The 17,183-nt window shown below is 47.7% G+C and carries 16 protein-coding genes; 4 read left to right on the top strand and 12 right to left on the bottom strand.

Annotated elements, in window-relative coordinates:
- Window positions 1-252: 252 nt before the first annotated feature.
- The 7 genes from H6F94_RS26685 to H6F94_RS26655 all read right to left on the bottom strand — a co-directional run bounded on the left by H6F94_RS26685 (window position 253) and on the right by H6F94_RS26655 (window position 8,244).
- Entirely contained in the window at window positions 253-1,830 is a 1,578-nt protein-coding gene (locus tag H6F94_RS26685; protein ID WP_242041431.1) for a glycosyltransferase family 2 protein, read from the bottom strand.
- A gap of 477 nt (window positions 1,831-2,307) precedes the next feature.
- Window positions 2,308-3,399 (bottom strand): glycosyltransferase, encoded by a 1,092-nt coding sequence (locus H6F94_RS26680; RefSeq protein WP_190805304.1) that lies wholly within the window; start codon window positions 3,397-3,399, stop codon window positions 2,308-2,310.
- Between the two features lie 110 nt (window positions 3,400-3,509).
- Window positions 3,510-4,715, bottom strand: coding sequence for an aminotransferase class I/II-fold pyridoxal phosphate-dependent enzyme (locus H6F94_RS26675; protein WP_190805303.1), 1,206 nt, complete (start codon window positions 4,713-4,715; stop codon window positions 3,510-3,512).
- Complete coding sequence (locus H6F94_RS26670) at window positions 4,705-5,394, bottom strand: acetyltransferase (RefSeq protein WP_199320674.1); 690 nt, start codon at window positions 5,392-5,394, stop codon at window positions 4,705-4,707. The genes H6F94_RS26675 and H6F94_RS26670 overlap by 11 nt, the downstream gene beginning before the upstream one ends.
- Before the next feature lie 32 nt (window positions 5,395-5,426).
- A complete protein-coding gene (locus H6F94_RS26665) occupies window positions 5,427-6,116 on the bottom strand; it encodes a class I SAM-dependent methyltransferase (RefSeq protein ID WP_190805302.1) in 690 nt (229 codons plus the stop codon).
- Window positions 6,113-7,405, bottom strand: coding sequence for an ABC transporter ATP-binding protein (locus tag H6F94_RS26660; protein ID WP_313949382.1), 1,293 nt, complete (start codon window positions 7,403-7,405; stop codon window positions 6,113-6,115). Before H6F94_RS26660 ends, H6F94_RS26665 begins: the two co-directional genes overlap by 4 nt.
- A gap of 14 nt (window positions 7,406-7,419) precedes the next feature.
- On the bottom strand, window positions 7,420-8,244 hold the full coding sequence (locus H6F94_RS26655; RefSeq protein ID WP_190805301.1) for an ABC transporter permease: 825 nt from the start codon (window positions 8,242-8,244) through the stop codon (window positions 7,420-7,422).
- A gap of 440 nt (window positions 8,245-8,684) precedes the next feature.
- On the opposite strand from H6F94_RS26655, the gene H6F94_RS26650 reads away from it, so the two are divergent.
- A complete protein-coding gene (locus tag H6F94_RS26650) occupies window positions 8,685-9,839 on the top strand; it encodes a glycosyltransferase family 4 protein (protein WP_190805300.1) in 1,155 nt (384 codons plus the stop codon).
- Window positions 9,840-9,935: 96 nt separating this feature from the next.
- Here the strand turns inward: H6F94_RS26650 and gifA are convergent, their stop codons facing one another.
- The 3 genes from gifA to H6F94_RS33130 form a co-directional block, all read right to left on the bottom strand.
- Window positions 9,936-10,136 carry a glutamine synthetase inactivation factor IF7A gene (gene gifA, locus H6F94_RS26645; RefSeq protein WP_190805299.1) on the bottom strand — a complete coding sequence of 67 codons (201 nt, stop codon included), beginning with the start codon at window positions 10,134-10,136 and terminating at the stop codon, window positions 9,936-9,938.
- A gap of 235 nt (window positions 10,137-10,371) precedes the next feature.
- Window positions 10,372-10,668 (bottom strand): hypothetical protein, encoded by a 297-nt coding sequence (locus H6F94_RS26640; RefSeq protein WP_190805298.1) that lies wholly within the window; start codon window positions 10,666-10,668, stop codon window positions 10,372-10,374.
- Window positions 10,669-11,022: 354 nt separating this feature from the next.
- Window positions 11,023-11,148: a hypothetical protein gene (locus H6F94_RS33130; RefSeq protein ID WP_277878174.1), complete on the bottom strand. Its 126-nt coding sequence runs from the start codon at window positions 11,146-11,148 to the stop codon at window positions 11,023-11,025.
- Here H6F94_RS33130 and H6F94_RS26635 point away from each other — a divergent pair.
- The 3 genes from H6F94_RS26635 to H6F94_RS26625 all read left to right on the top strand — a co-directional run bounded on the left by H6F94_RS26635 (window position 11,147) and on the right by H6F94_RS26625 (window position 13,951).
- On the top strand, window positions 11,147-11,491 hold the full coding sequence (locus tag H6F94_RS26635) for a 2Fe-2S iron-sulfur cluster-binding protein (RefSeq protein WP_190805297.1): 345 nt from the start codon (window positions 11,147-11,149) through the stop codon (window positions 11,489-11,491). The genes H6F94_RS33130 and H6F94_RS26635 overlap by 2 nt on opposite strands.
- Window positions 11,492-11,541: 50 nt before the next feature.
- Entirely contained in the window at window positions 11,542-12,711 is a 1,170-nt protein-coding gene (locus H6F94_RS26630; RefSeq protein WP_313949381.1) for a murein hydrolase activator EnvC family protein, read from the top strand.
- A gap of 460 nt (window positions 12,712-13,171) precedes the next feature.
- Window positions 13,172-13,951: a PEP-CTERM sorting domain-containing protein gene (locus H6F94_RS26625; RefSeq protein ID WP_190805296.1), complete on the top strand. Its 780-nt coding sequence runs from the start codon at window positions 13,172-13,174 to the stop codon at window positions 13,949-13,951.
- A gap of 101 nt (window positions 13,952-14,052) precedes the next feature.
- On the opposite strand, the gene glyS is transcribed toward H6F94_RS26625, so the two are convergent.
- Complete coding sequence (gene glyS, locus H6F94_RS26620; RefSeq protein WP_190805295.1) at window positions 14,053-16,185, bottom strand: glycine--tRNA ligase subunit beta; 2,133 nt, start codon at window positions 16,183-16,185, stop codon at window positions 14,053-14,055.
- A gap of 89 nt (window positions 16,186-16,274) precedes the next feature.
- The gene (locus H6F94_RS26615; protein WP_190805294.1) at window positions 16,275-17,105 is read right to left on the bottom strand and encodes a DODA-type extradiol aromatic ring-opening family dioxygenase; all 831 of its coding nucleotides are present in this window, start codon (window positions 17,103-17,105) and stop codon (window positions 16,275-16,277) included.
- Window positions 17,106-17,183: the final 78 nt, after the last annotated feature.

Here is a 17,183-nt window from a genome sequence, read left to right as displayed (position 1 = left end):
TAGGATAGCGATAACTACACACCCGTGCCTTCTCAATCTCAGAATTGGGGTCAGTTCCGGGCTACGGGTGTGGCCTACCACTGGACTAACTCACTTGGTCTCTCTGGCACACCTTTCCTATCCGAACCAATTGGCTCAAATATCAAGGAGAAATTCTTCTAAGGCTGTTAGTCCAACCTGACTTAAATGTATTTGGGGTGGTCGGACTGACGTTTGATGAGAAGCTGATGAAGGTTTAAAGCTTTGCCAGGGCTATATATCAATACTGAAATCATAACGAGACTTAGTTAGATTTGGACTGTAACAAGGATCGTAGTCGAGGTGTTTTCCCCACTTGCTTTTCAGATATTCCATTTCCTTAACAAGCCGATTATGCTTCTCTGAAGTGGTGTCATAACCCCGGCTCTTGGATTCATAATGATAAAGTATGACGTGAGGAAGGTAAATGTTTCTATAACCTTTCTCGACCATTTTGAAACAAAGATCTACATCATTAAAGGCAACTGCAAGTTCTTCTTCAAAGCCTCCAACCTCTTCAAAAACTTCCCGTCTACACATTAAACAAGCTGCTGTTACGGCAGAATAATTGTTTATAGTTTGAAGTTGACCAAAGTAGCCGAGGTGTTTTGCAGGATAATGCTTGTGTCCGTGGTCAATCAAACCACCAATTCCTATGACTAGTCCAGCATGTTGAACTGTATTGTCTGGATATAGCAGTAATGCTCCAACTGCTCCTATACTAGGCCTTTGTGCCTGTTCAACCAAGGCATTGATCCAATCTGAGGTCAGGACCTCAGTGTCATTATTTAGAAATAATAAATACCGCCCCGAAGCTGCCTTCGCTGCATGATTGTTGATTTTGGAGTAATTGAAAGGAATATCCAAGGACTGAGATTTAAACCTGGTTGGCTCCTTTTCTTTCCATTTGTCAATAACACCGATTGTTTCCACTTCAGTGCTGCCATTATCAATTAATAAAACTTCGTAATTAGGATACACGGTCTTTTCAAAAATAGATGTTAAACATTTGTCTAGTGTTTTTCCTAAATTTCTTGTCGGGATGATAATACTGACTAAGTCAAGTTTTTCTATCTTGTAACGAATAATATAACGACCCTCAGCTGGGATAGGTACCACTACTCCAGGCTCTGCTCTTCGATCAAGAGCATCAGAAAGAGCTTTAATCGCTGCTTCTACTGCATAACTTTTGCAGGCGAGGCTGTATGCAGTAGAATTAGGGTGAATGCGCCAGTGATATAAAATCCTGGGGATGTGGAATATTTTTTTAGTCTGTTCTGTAAATCTAAGGGCAAGATCGTAGTCCTGAGATCCCTCGTATCCCTCTCTAAAACCGCCGATCTGTTCGATAAGAACCTTTCGATACACACTGAAATGGCAGGTGTACATTCTAGATAAAAACGAGTCAGGGCACCAATCAGGTTTAAAGAACGGAGACTTAAGCTGTTCTCGCTCATTAATCTGATCCTCATCCGAGTAGATCATATCGGCATCAGGATGTCGGTTAAGCAAGTAGGCTACTTCGTAAAGGGCATCTGGCGTTAACAAATCATCATGATCAAGCAGTGCTACAAACTCACCTGTTGCTATCTCCAAAGCTGAATTAGAAGATAGAGAAATATGTCCGTTCTCTTCCCTGAAAACAACTTTGATGCGAGAGTCCTTTGATGAATATTCACTCAAAATTTGTCCCACATGGCTTTCTGTCGAGGCATCATCGGCAATGCATAGCTCCCAGTGCTGATATATCTGGCTCAGAACAGATTCAATAGCCTCCTTTAAGAAGGATTCAGGAGTATTGAAGACTGGCATGATAATGCTTATAACTGGCCTGTAATTGAACATCGTGACCGTGTTAGACATCCTCTGAAGATCAGCTTTTCTGGGATAGTTGTTGATAAGCCATCTTTGATATGCGAAGTCATTACTCAGAGGGATCCCATCTGGTAGTTTCCGATGGTCACTGAAGAGGACCCTAATAGAGGTGGGGACGAATTTAGTGATTAGTTTTCTTAGCAGGTGGACGGGGCCTTCTTCCCGAAGAGTATGAAGCACAACGAATAGTGCTCTTCCACTAGTGATGGAATTATAAAGATACCTAAGCTCCGTTCCTAGCTTTCTAAAACTCATTTTTCCTGTATGTTTTTTAAACGCAAATAGATTATGAAGAGCGATAGTTGAATCTTGCTATATTTCTCCGGAGAGCCTATCCTGTTCGGGCGAAACCTTGTCAAGAATTAGGTGGCGATTCACGATAGTTTTGGGGATAATCTTTTTGCGTCTTGCCTTTCAATCATGCTTTGTAAGACCTAATAGCTTTTTGAATGTAAGCCACTGTGCCCTTATCTTCCAGAATTTGCTATGTTTTAATCTTTCAATCTCTTCTTGAGCTATTGTCCCAAAAACGTCATACTCTCCACTTAGTCGAATCAAATCAGCAAAGTCAAAAGAGTGGTCACTTCTTAACTTTTGAGCAATATCTGTATCATTAAATAATTGATAAAATGTACTGATAGCAAAGTATTTATGCGAAGGACTATTTACCTTGAGTGCAAAATTAGCAATATAAAAAGGTAAAAGCTCATTTCTAAATCCAGTCTTGCTGCCAGCGGCTTCGGGGAAGATTTTAGAGAAATTATCGCGGTTCTCCAGGCTTAGATAGTTCTTTAAAATTTGGGAAAGCTCTATCATGTGGCGAATTTTAACTTCAGGTCTGTTGCCGCTAGCGTTCTCTTGATGCTTTCTAACACGGAACTTGATCAGATTCTCTGGTATTACGTAAATATCGTATTTCGAACAAAGCCTTATCCAGAAGTCGAGATCTGGTAGTTGAGCAAAACGCTCATCATACGAGCCAACGACTCCATAGCATTGTTTCCGAATTAAAACACTAGGATGACACAAACAGTTGCCGTAGAAAAAGAAATGGTTTAGCCACTCAAATCTTGTTCTGTTAGGTTGTATAAAAGCTTTTTGGTAGAAATTCTGTTCGCCAACAGAATTTCTACCATCCTCACCAACTATTTGAGCGTAGCTGAAGACTGCAGCAATTTCCGTGTTCTTCTCTAAAAAAGCAACTTGTTTTTCTAGTTTGTCGTGCATAAAAATGTCGTCCGAGCTTAACATTGCAACGAACTCGCCCTTGGCCTCACGGACACATTTGTTAGCAGCGACAGATGCGCCTCGATTCTTCTCAAGCTGAAAAAGCCTGATTCTTTCGTCAGAAAACTGGCTGATGATATCTACAGTTTTGTCACTTGACCCATCATCCACAATCACTATCTCAAAATCCTGGTAACTTTGATTTAAGACACTTTCAATTGTTTCGGCTATATACTTTTCGTGGTTATAAGATGGAATAATGACCGATACTCTTGGCATATTCTGATACAAGTTGTTGATGGTCTAGTTCTTTAAGGTCTTTCTGAGGTCATCTCAGCTTATATAATCTGTTAAAATCTATCCCTACTTTAGCTCATTGCTTCTTGCTTTTACCTTTGCTGTAATTGCTCTCGTACTTCTGTGGCATATCTCACCGCTAGCCTGATTATGCTACAGATCACACTTATCTCTTTGGAACCAACACTTGTACCAGTAGGTAGAGAAAGCACACGCTTTGCTAAGTGCTCTGTATTAGCAAGCAGAAGACCAGCATGAGGGAAGTAGGAGCGATAGGGCTCCATCCGATGGCAACCAGGATAGAAGTAACGTCTTGCCAGAATATTTTCAGCTATGAGAACCTTTTGCAATTGGTTACGGCTCAATTGTGCTGTAAGCTCATCAACTTCTAGAATGACATATTGGTAATTGAATTTTTCGCTTTCATCATAAATTACTAAATGAACACCTGGAACATCTTCTAGCTCTCTCTGATACTGCTTATAATTTCGATAATTTGTATCAATAAACTCTGGCAAACTTTCTAGAGATGTCAGTCCCATTGCCGCGGACACTTCGCTCATCTTCCCATTAGTTCCAATATATGTAACTGTGTCATATCCAGAAAAGCCGAAATTTTTCATAAGGCGCATCTTCTCTGCTAGCTCATCATCATTAGTGACTACTGCTCCACCTTCAAAGGTGTTGAAGAATTTAGTGGCATGAAAACTGAAAACCTCGGCATCACCAAAGTTACCAATCATCTGCCCTTTATAGGAGCATCCAAATGCATGAGCTGCATCAAACATTAATGTCAGATTGTGATGGTGCGCAATTTCTGAGAGTTGCTCCACATCACAAGGCCGCCCCCACAGATGAACTCCAATGATCCCTGTGGTACGCGGTGTGATCATCTTTTCAACTTGATGAGGATTCAAGTTATGGGTCTTGGAATCAATATCACAGAAGACGGGTGTAATCTCTTGCCATTGGAGTGCATGAGCTGTCGCAATGAAGGTAAATGAGGGTACAATAACCTCTCCAGTTAAACCAGTGGCTCTAATCGCAATCTCAAGTGCTACCGTAGCATTACACATAGCAACACAATGCTTCACTCCAATGAGATCAGCAATTCGCTGCTCTAACTCCTGTGTATAAGGGCCATTATTGGTCAACCATCTTCTGTCGAACATGTCATTTACACGTTCCAGAAACCGTTCGCGTCTGCCGATGTTTGGACGGCCTACATGCAATCCCTCCCTAAAGGCAGGTGCATGACTAAATATTGCCAAACTTTCTAGTTGAGACTCAATTAACATTTTTCACAATCTCGCGTATTACTCTAGCTGGAACTCCGTAAGCTACTACGTTGTCGGGGATATCGTTTACGACAACAGCGCCTGCTCCAATTAGTGTGCCTGATCCTACTCGCACACGGTCTACAACTGTTGCCCCAATTCCTATCCAAGTTGCACGTCCTATAGTAACTTTGCCCGCTAAATGAACTCCTGGTCCAATATGAACTCCGTCTTTTATAATAGATTCATGATCAACGCTGGCACAGGTATTAATGATAACGTTGGATCCAATTTTTGCGCTGGGATTGATAACTGCTCCAGCTGTAATAACTGTTCCAGCAGCTATCGATGCACTAGATGCAACAACTGCTCGAGGATGAATTGCAGTGGCCAAGGATAAGCCCTTTAGTCGAGCTAACTCAGCTAATTCTAGCCGAGTTAGACAATCTCCAATTCCCAAAATTAAATACTTAACCCCTTCTGAAATAAGGTTGTCTAATTGCTCCCGCCCACCCAAGATAGGAGCTTTGCAGAAATTAGAACCGTAGTGGGATGAATCTGAATCGCTTAGAAAGCCAACGATCTCATACTCTCCACCAAGGCGAATAATATCAGCAACGACTAAAGCATGCCCTCCAGTACCCCAAATCACTAGCTTTCGTACCATAAAATTTTGATTAAGCGTAGTAGGGAAGATCAAAGAATAGTGAACAGTAACTGTCTGACTGTTCGCTATTTCTGAGCTTCACATATTAAGAAAGAATCTTTGCGTGTCTCCCGGTTTCTCAGCTCCGCAATGTCGCTGACACGCCATTCAACATCCCTAATCTTCTCAAATCCAGCTTCACTCAGCCTACGATATAGTTCCTCGCGATCGTAAAGCCATTGATGACCCCACGAACGAAAACAAATATTTAGCATCTCTGCACGAGTTTGAATAAATTCAAATCCGGGCCAAGTCAACCAATCCTGCTCTCGCCAATTGCCCTGGTAAGACTTTTCAATCAAAACATCAAGAGAAGGCATAGCAATTCGGATTACTCCGTCCGACCTAAGTACACGATAGCATTCCCTTAGAAAGGCTACACCCTGCTCAGCGTTCATGTGTTCTAGGAAATGCTCGCAGTAGAGAAACTCACAGGAGCCATCTTCAAGAGGTATCCCTTGGCTCAAATCCCAGGATATATCAGCTGCTCTAGATGACAAATGCAAATCAATATTAACCCAGCTCTCAAATTTAATGGCTCCACATCCTAAATGTAGCTTGTACGGAGCTTCAAAATTAGACAGCTTTTTTGCGAACTGCTTCTTTCGCCATTGCAGAGCAAGATTATTAGGTACAGAATGACAAACTTCGTACGCTTCCCTTAACGATCTTTTGATTTTGCTCTTAGCTAAGCTTTTAATGGAAATCAAGTTCATGATTGACTGCCTGTTATCGGTTCGACTAATTCAGTATTCCATTTAAGGTCAGGACGAATAACACCAATCCAGTTGCCATACCAGCCTCCCTTTCGCTCCGCGTCATGAATCTCGAATGTGAACAGTTCTTCCTGATCTAAAAGTGGGACTGAAGCATCTTTTACGATCAACAACCTGGCTCGGTACGTAGAATTGTTCAAGAAGTTACTAGGAATATAACAAGTTTCACAAATCAAACCTGCTGGAGAGAATTTCGATTCTGATATCGAATTAAAAACGCAAATATCTTCAAGCGTATAGAGTACAAGGCTGAGATTCAAGTAAGAGCCAGCAACAAAATTCCAGTATTTAAATTCTAATTTTAGTGAGTCGCAAACTGTCATTCTCTCTTTTGGAATATCTTGAGTAGTTGAAAGCCGGACGTGATACAGCCGCACTTGCTCGTTCCCAGGAGCAGTTTTTGGATCCTCCCAAACTCGCTCTAGCTCATTGGAAGAATAGGATTGGATGTATTTCGCAACAATGCTGCTAGCTTCTCCTTCGTCTACTAAAGTCCCTCTGCTCATACAAATTGCTCTTTCACATAAACTTTTTATAGCTGTCATATTATGACTTACAAAAAGTATGGTCTTGCCCTGCTTTTCGGAAACATCGCTCATTTTCCCCATACACTTTTTTTGAAAAGCAACATCCCCTACTGCTAGTACTTCGTCCACTATTAAGATCTCCGGCTCTAAATGAGCGGCGACGGCAAAGGCTAAACGCACATACATCCCAGACGAGTAATACTTAACAGGTGTATCTAAAAACTTTTCAACTTCAGCAAAATCAACTATCTCATCAAATTTTCTGCTAATCTCCACTTTGCTCATTCCTAAAATCGCGCCGTTGAGATAAATGTTTTCTCTGCCAGTTAGCTCTGGGTGAAAGCCTGTTCCCACCTCTAAAAGACTGGCTACTTTTCCCCTAATAACAATTCGCCCCAGTGTTGGGTCCGTAATCCGGCTAAGTATCTTTAAAAGTGTAGACTTGCCTGCTCCGTTGCGCCCGACAATACCAACTTTATCTCCCTGCTTGATTTCAAAAGAAATATCTTTGAGTGCCCAGAATTCTTCAGAAGTCAAGCTGATTTGCTGCTGGTCATACGTTCTAAAAAGCTTTCGCCCAAGAGATTTTACGCTATCAGCCATCACATCTCGAAGAGCTATGTAACGGCTGCGCCCCCCTGCTTGGCGACCAAGAGTGTACTTCTTACCGAGACCCTCGACTCGAATCACTGTATCAGCCACAAGTCTAAACCTGCCTAAATGACGTCTGCGAATGTGCGTTCTGTTTTGCGAAAATACCAAATGCCGGTGTAGAGTACAAAAGCTACTAATCCCAAGGACAGTGCAAAGCCAGGCCAATAAATCTCAGCGTCCTTACCCAAGATCGCCCAGCGGAAACCATCGATTACACCAACCATCGGATTGAGTGAGTAGAGCAATCGCCACTGCGGTGGCACAACACTGCTACTGAAGCCTACTGGCGAGATGTACAAACCAAATTGAACAATAAACGGCACGATGTAGCGGAAGTCTCTGTATTTAACGTTTAAAGCAGCTAGCCAGAGCCCTACCCCCATTGCTGCTGCAATGGCAATCACTGTGAACAGTGGCAAAAACACAATATGCCAATCAGGAACAAAACTATACCAAATCATCAATGCTAATAGGATCATGCCAGAGATTAAGAAATCGACAAAACTGACAATCACTGCACTGGCAGGCACAATCAAACGAGGAAAATAGACTTTTGAAATCAAATTTGAGTTCGTGATCAGGCTGTTGCTACATTCTGATAGCGCATTAGCAAAAAACTGCCAGGGCAACATAGCAGCGAAAACTAAAATTGGATAGGGAACACCTCCCGAAGGCAATTTTGCCAACTGACTAAACACAATCGTGAACACAATCATTGTTAAAAAGGGCCGAATCAGCGCCCAAGCAATACCGATCGCTGTCTGCTTGTAGCGCACCAAGATATCGCGCCAAGCCAGGAAATAAAATAGCTCCCGATAGCGCCATAGATCCTTCCAATACTGACCTTCGGTTCGACCTGCTTCGATAATCAGCTCTCTAGTGCTCACTGACTCCTCTCGGGGCAACAAAAAGAGTACATCTCAGTCTATGCTGCCAAGAATGCCACCCACTCCTGATCAAGCTTGACTGCTTTGACTGCTACAGGAAGGATACCCAGTAGCCTCTGACACAATCACATGGCAACCGGATTTCTTCGGTGAATAAGGTTAGGGCGGAAAGTACAAGCTCAGTGTTCTGCTGTTCATTTCACTGTATATTTCGTCACTTTAGTTTAGAGGGCATTCATCTAAAACTTTAGGTTCGCAAGATTTCTAAAGCAAAACCCTGTGCGAACTTATACTGCCTTTGCTCAAAGGCAGAACTCACCTACTGATATCAGTAGCCTCACTGCTTCTTTGTGCTGGTAGGCAGCAGGTTGGGTAGAACCAACTGCATAGGTGGGTACGCTTGAGGCTGTGGCTTCTCGACCGGTTAGAGGGATAGAGCAATGAAAGTGGGCATCAGTGGCCTGTTTCTGAAACCAGCCCAAGTGGGTGGGGCAGAGTTCTTGCTGCGAGGTTTGCTCATTGGCATGGCCCAGATTTCAGAGGTGGAAACGTTCCTATTTCTGCCAGCTCACATTACTGACTGGGTTGCAGAGTTAGAGCAGGGTGATCCTGCCTATCGGAGTTTGAAGGAGCACATCACCATTATTTCGATCCCTATTCAGGGCAATCGCTTTGTCAGTGAAGCTATTCAAATTCCTCGCTACAGCTACGAACTAGCCTTGAATGGACTCATCTATCCCAACTATTTCACGCCCTGGCAGTGGCGGCAGCCAGTACCAACTGTGACCTTGATTCTGGATCTGAATCATCGACATTATCCACAATATTTTTCTTTGCGGCGAAGGCTCTGGCTGAATGTAATACATCGGGCAACACTGCTGAATGCCGATTTCACAGCCACGATTTCAGATTTTGTGCGCCAGGATATCGAGCAAACTTATGCCATTAAAACCAAGCACCCAGTAGTGACGCTGCCCGTTCCTATTCTTTGGCAACGCCTGGAGACTGTCACAACGCCCTCAGTGCAACCTGAACAACCTTTCGTTCTGTGTGTTGCCAACCATTACCAGCACAAAAATCTCAGAATTCTACTCCAGGCATTTCAGAAATTGCCTGACGATTTATCTGAGGTTCAACTGGTTCTGGTAGGACAATTTCCCCAAAGTTTGATGGGTGTCCGCCGCGAGCAGTGCGACGATATTCCCGCTCTCGTGAGCCAGTTGGGCTTGCAGCAGCGAGTGCTGGTTACAGGTCATATCAGCGATGGGGAGTTGGCTTGGTACTATCATCACGCTGCTATCTTTGCCTTCCCATCCTTATTTGAGGGCTTTGGCATGCCTGCTGTGGAGGCTTTGGGCATGGGGCTACCAACCCTCACTACCCGTTGCACTTCGCTTCCAGAAGTCACGTTAAATCTGGCCCAATACGTTGACGATCCGTTGGATCCCCAAGAGATGGCTGAACATTTGACCGAAATGTTGCGCCATCGTTCGCAATTTGTACCTTCAGCAGAAGCAGTGGCTCAAGTCAGAGCAGCCTACGAGCCAACTACCATTGCCCGTCGCTATCTCAAGCTACTGAGTCAAAATCCATAAAATAGCCCCAAAAAGCTCTGCGCCTACTCAGATAACTGAGCAGGCGCAGGTTAAATAGCCGATTAGATACAAGGCTAATCTGAGGTGAGTAGCCTCTCAGCTCATCGTTGCGCCACTACGGTCATAGGTAGCGCGAAATGAGGGATGAGGCTTGCCTTGAATATGGTTCCAGTATTGAGCTGCCTCAACAGGTAGGCCAACTTCGATGGCAGAGCGGCCCAGCAGCGATTGCTGGCGATGCTTGATGGCCGTGTGATGGCGCGTCATCAGCGAACGAGCTTGGTCTTGAACTGTCATGGCGTTGTCTCCGTATGAGTCAGTGCCGTGCTTACTTATCTAATATATCAGAAAAATCTGTATCCAGTTTTACCGTTTGTATCGTATTTGGTCAGGATTTCAGCACTCCCTCTTTTTATGTTTGCAGTTCTGACACATTTATTGGCTAGCCCAATTCACAACGCACTCAGGCTGAGTGGCTGGGTTCGCGTCAGGGCCTAGGGGTTGTGTCTAAAAGTCTTACCCCAAAGTCTGGTTAGGAGGGTTGAATCTCGCGCCAGTCCCGGCAGGTAGGGGCGCTGGGTCCCTGAGGATTGGGAGCACAGACAAACCAGGGCTCCGCTGCATAGTAGAGGCAGGTGAGGCAGAAAGGCATACAGCCTGGTGCGCTCAGGGAGACGAACTGCTCCTGAGCCGAGCGCCAAGTTAGACGCCCCAAGCGTTGACGCATGAACTGGCGACGTTTGTTCTGACGCTGCCAAGAGCGCAGAATCAAATCATGCGATTCCTGGCTCACAGACTCAGAAGGGACTGACGGGGGAAGTGATTGCACCGGTCTCACCTACCTTGTTTAAGGGAAACCTTGATCAGTTTTGACCTGGAGCTACAAACTCGACTTAACCACAGGTCTATCTTTAATTCTCAGGCTGAGTTGCCTTCAAAGTATCTACCTATGGATACTCTAAGTACCAACTAATGCTGTCTCTAGCTGTATTTGCTTGCTGTCTGCTCAAGCGAGGCGCCAGCTCGATAATCAAGTCTGGTTATCAGGCCTAGGTTTTCAGGCTGGGTGGCTTCGTCCGCGTTAAAAAATGTAACTATAGAACTCAGAAAAAGATACGAGAGGAAACTTTAGATGAGCGATAAGAACTATTCGTGGAAAGGTAGCCCAAACGCGGGTTTAGTATTAGCTATCTTGGCGTTGCTGGGTGGCTTGGCTATATTGCTTGCGGGCTTTAGCGGCTAGTTGGGACTGGCAGGGTTGGCAGTAAACTAATCTGGATTGGCTGATTTGTGCAATGCCTGAGGTCATGGAGCTGTCCAACCCTGCCACCTACCAGGTCCGTCTGCTCAATCCTGAGCGAGGTCTAGATACCACCCTTTCAGTCCCTGCAGACCAGTACATCCTTGATGTCGCTGAAGATGCAGGGCTGGTTTTACCGTGGTCCTGCCGTTTAGGAGCCTGTTCTTCGTGTCTGGGGCAGATCTTGGAAGGCGAGGTTGACCAGCATGAGCAATCTTTTTTGCAGAGTGCTGAGATTGCTCAGGGCTATGCAGTGACCTGCGTGGCTTACCCCCGGTCCAACTGCACAATTCTGACCCATCAAGAACAGAAGGCTTATAACCAAGCGCTTTATGCTCCTACTCAGTCTTAGATGCCGGAACCAGGTGTTACGATGGCCGGCATTTGGGGGGCGGTAGGATCGTGAGGCTACTAGGGAAATTGGGCAACAACCGCTGGCGTTGGTTGCTGGCACTCCTGCTAGTGCTCCTGCTGAGCTGCTTGTCCTGGAAACCAGTTTCCGCTCAGAGCCTCAAGCAACTGCGTGAACGTCAGCAGAGCGTGGAACAGCAGCGCCAGTCGGTGCAGCAGCAGCGCCAGTCGGTGCAACAGCAGGAAAAACCGGCGCAGCAATTGCTCAACAATCTTAAGACTAATATCCGTGCGACTGACAGCCAGATTAAGGACAACGAGTACCGACTGGCGCAAGCGGAGCAGCAGTTGCAGGATTTGCTGGCTGACCTCAAGGTTTATGAGGAACGCTACGAACAGCAACGCTTAGCTACCGTTGCTCGCCTGCGCTACTTGCAGCGACAGCAATCGGGGCGTTGGTGGACGCTGTTGTTAGCGAGCCGCAATCTCAACGAGTTTTTAGACCGACGCTATCAACTGCGTTTGCTCTATGGTGCAGACCGCCAAATTCTGTCTGACCTGACGCGAGCGGCGGCTGAGCTGAACCGCCGTAAGACTGTGATCGAGCGGCAGAAAAACCAGATTGCCCTGCTTACCCAGGAACTCCTAGGCCAGAAAGCTCAGCTCCAGGCCCAAGCGGCAGCTCAGACTGAAACCGTGAATCGGCTGGCTAATGATCGTCAGGCTCTAGAAGCGGCGGAGACGCAGTTAGCGGAGGAGTCTGCTGCCCTGACCGGTCTAATTCAACGGCGAGTCGCAGCAGAGCAAAGTCGGACGGGTGGCCCCATTGTGCGTGGTACGGGGCAACTGGCTTTGCCCACAGATGCTCCATTGACTAGCTACTTTGGCTGGCGAGTACATCCAATTTTGGGCTATCGCCGTTTCCACGCTGGTATTGATTTTGGGTCAGCCTATGGCAGCACGATTCGAGCAGCCGACAATGGCACAGTGATTTTTGCTGGCTGGTACGGTGGTTACGGCAATGCAGTGGTGATTGACCATGGTGGTGGACTCACTACACTTTATGGTCATTGCAGTGCGCTCTATGTGGGCGAAGGCCAAGGCGTTGCCAAAGGCCAGCCTATTGCTGCTGCTGGCTCAACGGGACTATCAACAGGACCGCATCTGCATTTTGAAGTTCGGGTTAACGGTTCGCCTGTAGATCCTCTGGGTTACCTCTAGTTCATACTTCGTTCCGCAGTGTTTTTGCAGTGGTTTTACGGCTACAACAGGCACTAACCAAGCCTAGACAAGAGTATTTACGGTGGTTGAGCGGAATTGTTCTCAGTGAACTCTCTTAAATTTCGAGTGAAGTTCGGCCTTAACCCGTGACACCACCTAGTGCCTGTAGATACTGTATAGAGTATTGATGCCTCATGCATCGGGGGGTGTATGAGTTAGGGGAATTCTGCCACGTAATTTACCTGCTTTGCTTCACGAGACTGGTTCTAACCCTTGAACATTGCTCGGTAGCTGACTCAGGAATCTTACGCTGCCCAGAGTTACCCCCAACGCAGGCAGTGCCTAGATTTACCTAGAGATTACGGAGACGCTTCCATAACTCTCTCTGGCTCAAGCCGGAAGTCTTGTTGTGGAACAGGCTCAAATCAAATTCTCAACTTTTCTGGAGTCTCCTAATTTTATGAGCACCTCTTCACTAACTCAGCAGCGCCTCACCCACGGCTTCATGGCCTTCGCTGCGATGGCGGCAACAGCAGCCGTTGCTTCGCCAGCCCAAGCCGGTACCTTTGACTTCGGTACCGATGGCATCCGCTTCGACAAGGATACGATTGGCACCTTCAACTTCGTTGAGTCGCACGGTAAATTCCAATCGACCTTCGGTGTGTATGAAGTCGATACGGATGGCGAGGTAGGGACTTTCACGAAGTTGTTCGAGGAAGTCAAGCCAAGCGACAGCGGCAGCGCGAATGATTGGATTGGCACCTGCGGCAAGACGGTCCTCACCTGCAGCAACTCGTTCACGTTCCTTAAAGGCGTGAACTATACCTTTGGTCTACAGTCTCTCTCGGGTAATATTGTCCGGCCGACTGTCTACTCAACCACTGCGCTCAATAAGGGTCTGTTTGGCACCCAGGTCTACTTCAGCAATGACCTGAACGCTGAGCCAGCTAAGGGTACTGTTGTGGGTAGTTCTAGCGCTGATCCCTTCGCTAGTTCTGCAGCGGTTGGCTTTGAGGACACCGTAACTAAGAAGAACAAGGGAACGCAGCCTCTAAAGGTTGGACAAGCCCTGGTAGACTACAACGACTTCAAAGTCACAGTAGAAGCTAAGTCGGCTGAAACTGAGTCAGTTCCTGAACCTGGCATGACTGCTGCTCTAGGTGCAGTTGCAGTAGCCGGTGCGATGGCCTTACGCCGTCGGACTGCCGGTGGTCGCGTTGAGCGTTTCAACGTTGAATAAACGCCTCGTATAAAACTTGCAGCCCTTAGGTTTTCCTAGGGGCTGCATAGTTTATCTAGAGTTCAATCCGCTAAAGGGCTAGCTAAGGCTTGCTAAAGAGCCTAGGGCTTAACGATTGGACCAAAGTCAGCTAGCAACCGAGCGTTGTTGCGCAGAACTCCCAGCAAGTTCAAACGATTCTGCTTGAGCTTAGGGTCTGGGTCCATGACTAAAACGCTTTGCGGTCCGTCAAAAAATTGGCTCACGGCTGGGGCTGCTTCAGCTAAGGCTTGTACTAACAGGCCATAGTCTCGGCTTTGACGCGCTGTAGTAGCCCGCTCCGCTAAACGGACAGCCGCTTCGTACAAGGCCTGCTCGGAGGGCTGTTGAAATAGGCTGGGGTCTACGACTTGAGCCGGATCGAGAACGTCGGTGGGCAGGGAACCCTGAGTAGCCAGTCGAGCAACTCGATTGACGCTTTCGTAGAGTCGCTCCAAAGTACCGTCTTGACGGGTTGATTGGAGAAACTGAGCCCGCTTGCGCACATCTAATAAATCGGCCAAAGCCCGAGCAATATATTCAGCATCGCCTTCGCCCAAAACAGCATTGACCAAGTCATAATCAATGTCCTGCTCATCCTGAAGTAGGGTGCGAATGCGCTGGCTGAAAAAGTCAGTCAGTTGTCGGCGCAGAACTTCTGGGGTGGATTTGACCGGCGTAAATCGAGCAACCGCCTGGTCTAGAAGCTGGCCCAAGTTCAGGGCATAATTTGCGTTCCAAACCACGTTGAGAATGCCGTTAGCAGCTCGCCGCAAGGCAAAGGGATCGGAGGAGCCAGTCGGCAACATGCTCAAGCCGAAAATACCGACTAGGGTATCCAGCCGATCGGCAATACCCACTACTCGCCCGGTCAGACTCTGTGGTAGAGCGTCTTCAGCACCGCGCGGCAAGTAATGCTCAAAGATGCCTGTTGCTACCGCTTCTGGTTCAGTGTTCCGAGCGTAATCGCTGCCCATAATGCCCTGAAGCTCAGGGAATTCACCCACCATTTGGGTGACTAGATCAGCCTTGCAAAGTCGGGCCGTGCGTTCAATCAGATGGCGTTCCTCTGTAGAGCAACTCAGCTGCTCGGCAACCCAACTGGCAACAGTAACGATGCGCTCGACTTTGTCCGCGACTGAACCGAGATCTTCCTGGAAGGTAACTTTGCTCAGGCGAGGCGCATAGCTTTCCAGGGGTTGCTGACGGTCTTCGGTGTAGAAGAAGCGGCCATCAGAGAGCCGAGCGCGAATCACCCGCGCATTGCCTTCCGCGATGATATCGGCCTTAGCGGGGTCGCCATTGGAAATCGTGATAAAGCTCGGTTTTATTGCCTCGGGCTTGCCTGCATCGTGCAAGGGGAAGTAGCGCTGGTGACTGACCATTTCGGTCTTGATTACAGGCGCTGGTAGTTCCAAGAATTCCGGCTCGAACTGCCCCACAATTGCAGTTGGCCACTCGACCAGATGCACCACTTCTGCCAGCAGATCGGGCAGCACTTCGACTTCACTACCAGTCCTGACAGCTGCACTCTGTAGCTGTGCTTGGATGCGACGGCTACGCTCCTGAGGATCGGCCAGCACAAAGGCAGCTTCTAAGGTGGCTAGGTAGGTATCGGCGCTGGCAATTTCGACTGTTTCACTCGGGCAGAGAACGCGGTGGCCTCGGCTCAAGCGTCCCGCATCTACCCCACCAATACTGAGGGGTAAGGCCTGGGTATCGAGCAGGGCGACCAACCAGCGAATCGGACGAGGAAATTTAAGATCGCCGTTGCCCCAACGCATCAGGCGCTTGCCCTCTAGGCCCGTGATCCAGCCAGGAGCTAGGTCCTTAAGTACCTCAGCGGTGGGACGACCTGGGGTTTTGATGCGCAGAAAGACAAATTCGCCTTTGTTTGTGTTCTTTGCATAGAGGTCACTGGGGCTTGCCCCTTTGCTACGGGCAAAACCTTCAGCGGCTTTGGTCGGCACACCTTCTCTGAAGGCGGCTTGCACCGCTGGGCCTTTGGCTTCCTCCTCGCGGTCGGGCTGTTGCGCTGGTAGTCCGGAGATCAGAACTGCCAGACGACGAGGCGTGCCGTATACCGAAACCTGAGCAGATTCTAGAAAGGCCTCCTTGAGAGAGCGGGGAATGCGCTCTTGCCACTGGACGAGGGCCTCACTGACAAAACTGGCTGGCAGTTCCTCGGTGCCCACTTCCAGCAGAAACGTTGCCATAAGATCCCCGAAACGTAAACTCCCTCAGTTTATCAGCGGAGTTGGTCTGTTGAAGGTCCAGCTTTTGGCTAAACGTTAGATAACCCGAATCAAGCAAAGGCATAGGCGGCCATGCTGAGGCTGCCATAGGTAAAGCTGGAATGGAGAAGCCGGGTTTTGACTCCTAAGTTGCCTGCGCCGATGGCCACAAACAGGGGTAGTAAGTGCTCTTCGGTGGGATGGTTGCGTTCTGCATGGGGCGCGAGTTGCCGGTAGTTGAGGAGTTGCTCAAGCTTGTGATCAGTTGCAGCGGCGGTGATCCAGTCAACGAACTCGCTGGCCCAAACTGGAGCTTGAGCATTGGAGCGGTTGGCTTCTAGCTCCCAGAGGTTATGGGTGAGGCTGCCACTGGCCAGCATCAGCACCCCTTCGTGACGTAGAGGCGCTAAAGCTTGTCCGATTGCGAGGTGATGTGCAGGACCTAAGCGAGGCTGAAGCGACAGTTGCGTTACTGGAATCTCGGCATCTGGATACATCAGGAGCAGAGGGTTCCAGGCGCCATGGTCTAAACCACGGCTGGGGTCTAATTCAGCTTCAATGCCGCTCGTGACCAGCAAGTTCACTACCCGCTCAGCTAGATCTGGCGCACCAGCTGCTGGGTATCGCAACTGATAAAGCTCCGGGGTAAAGGCAGAAAAATCGTGAATGGTCTCTGGCTGGGATGCAGCACTCACGGTAGGACAGGCTGTGGCCCAGTGGGCTGAAATCACCAAGATCGCACTGGGGCGCCCAACTTGAGTGCCCAACTGCTTAAGAAAATGGTGGGCAGGAGCATCTTCAAACACCAAGTTGGGGGCTCCGTGGGAAACGAACAGGCTGGGGAAGGTAGTCCCAACCAGGTCAGGAGAGCCGACTACCAGCTGATGCTGAGCCTCAAGCATGTGACCTCCTAGAGCTGTCTAGAACTGTATTTTCTACTCCTCCGGTGTAACATAGAACTGTACTAATACAAACTGTAT

The sequence above is a fragment of the Leptolyngbya sp. FACHB-261 genome, from assembly GCF_014696065.1.
Classification (GTDB): Bacteria; Cyanobacteriota; Cyanobacteriia; order FACHB-261; family FACHB-261; genus FACHB-261.
This window is presented reverse-complemented; position numbering and strand designations above follow the sequence as displayed.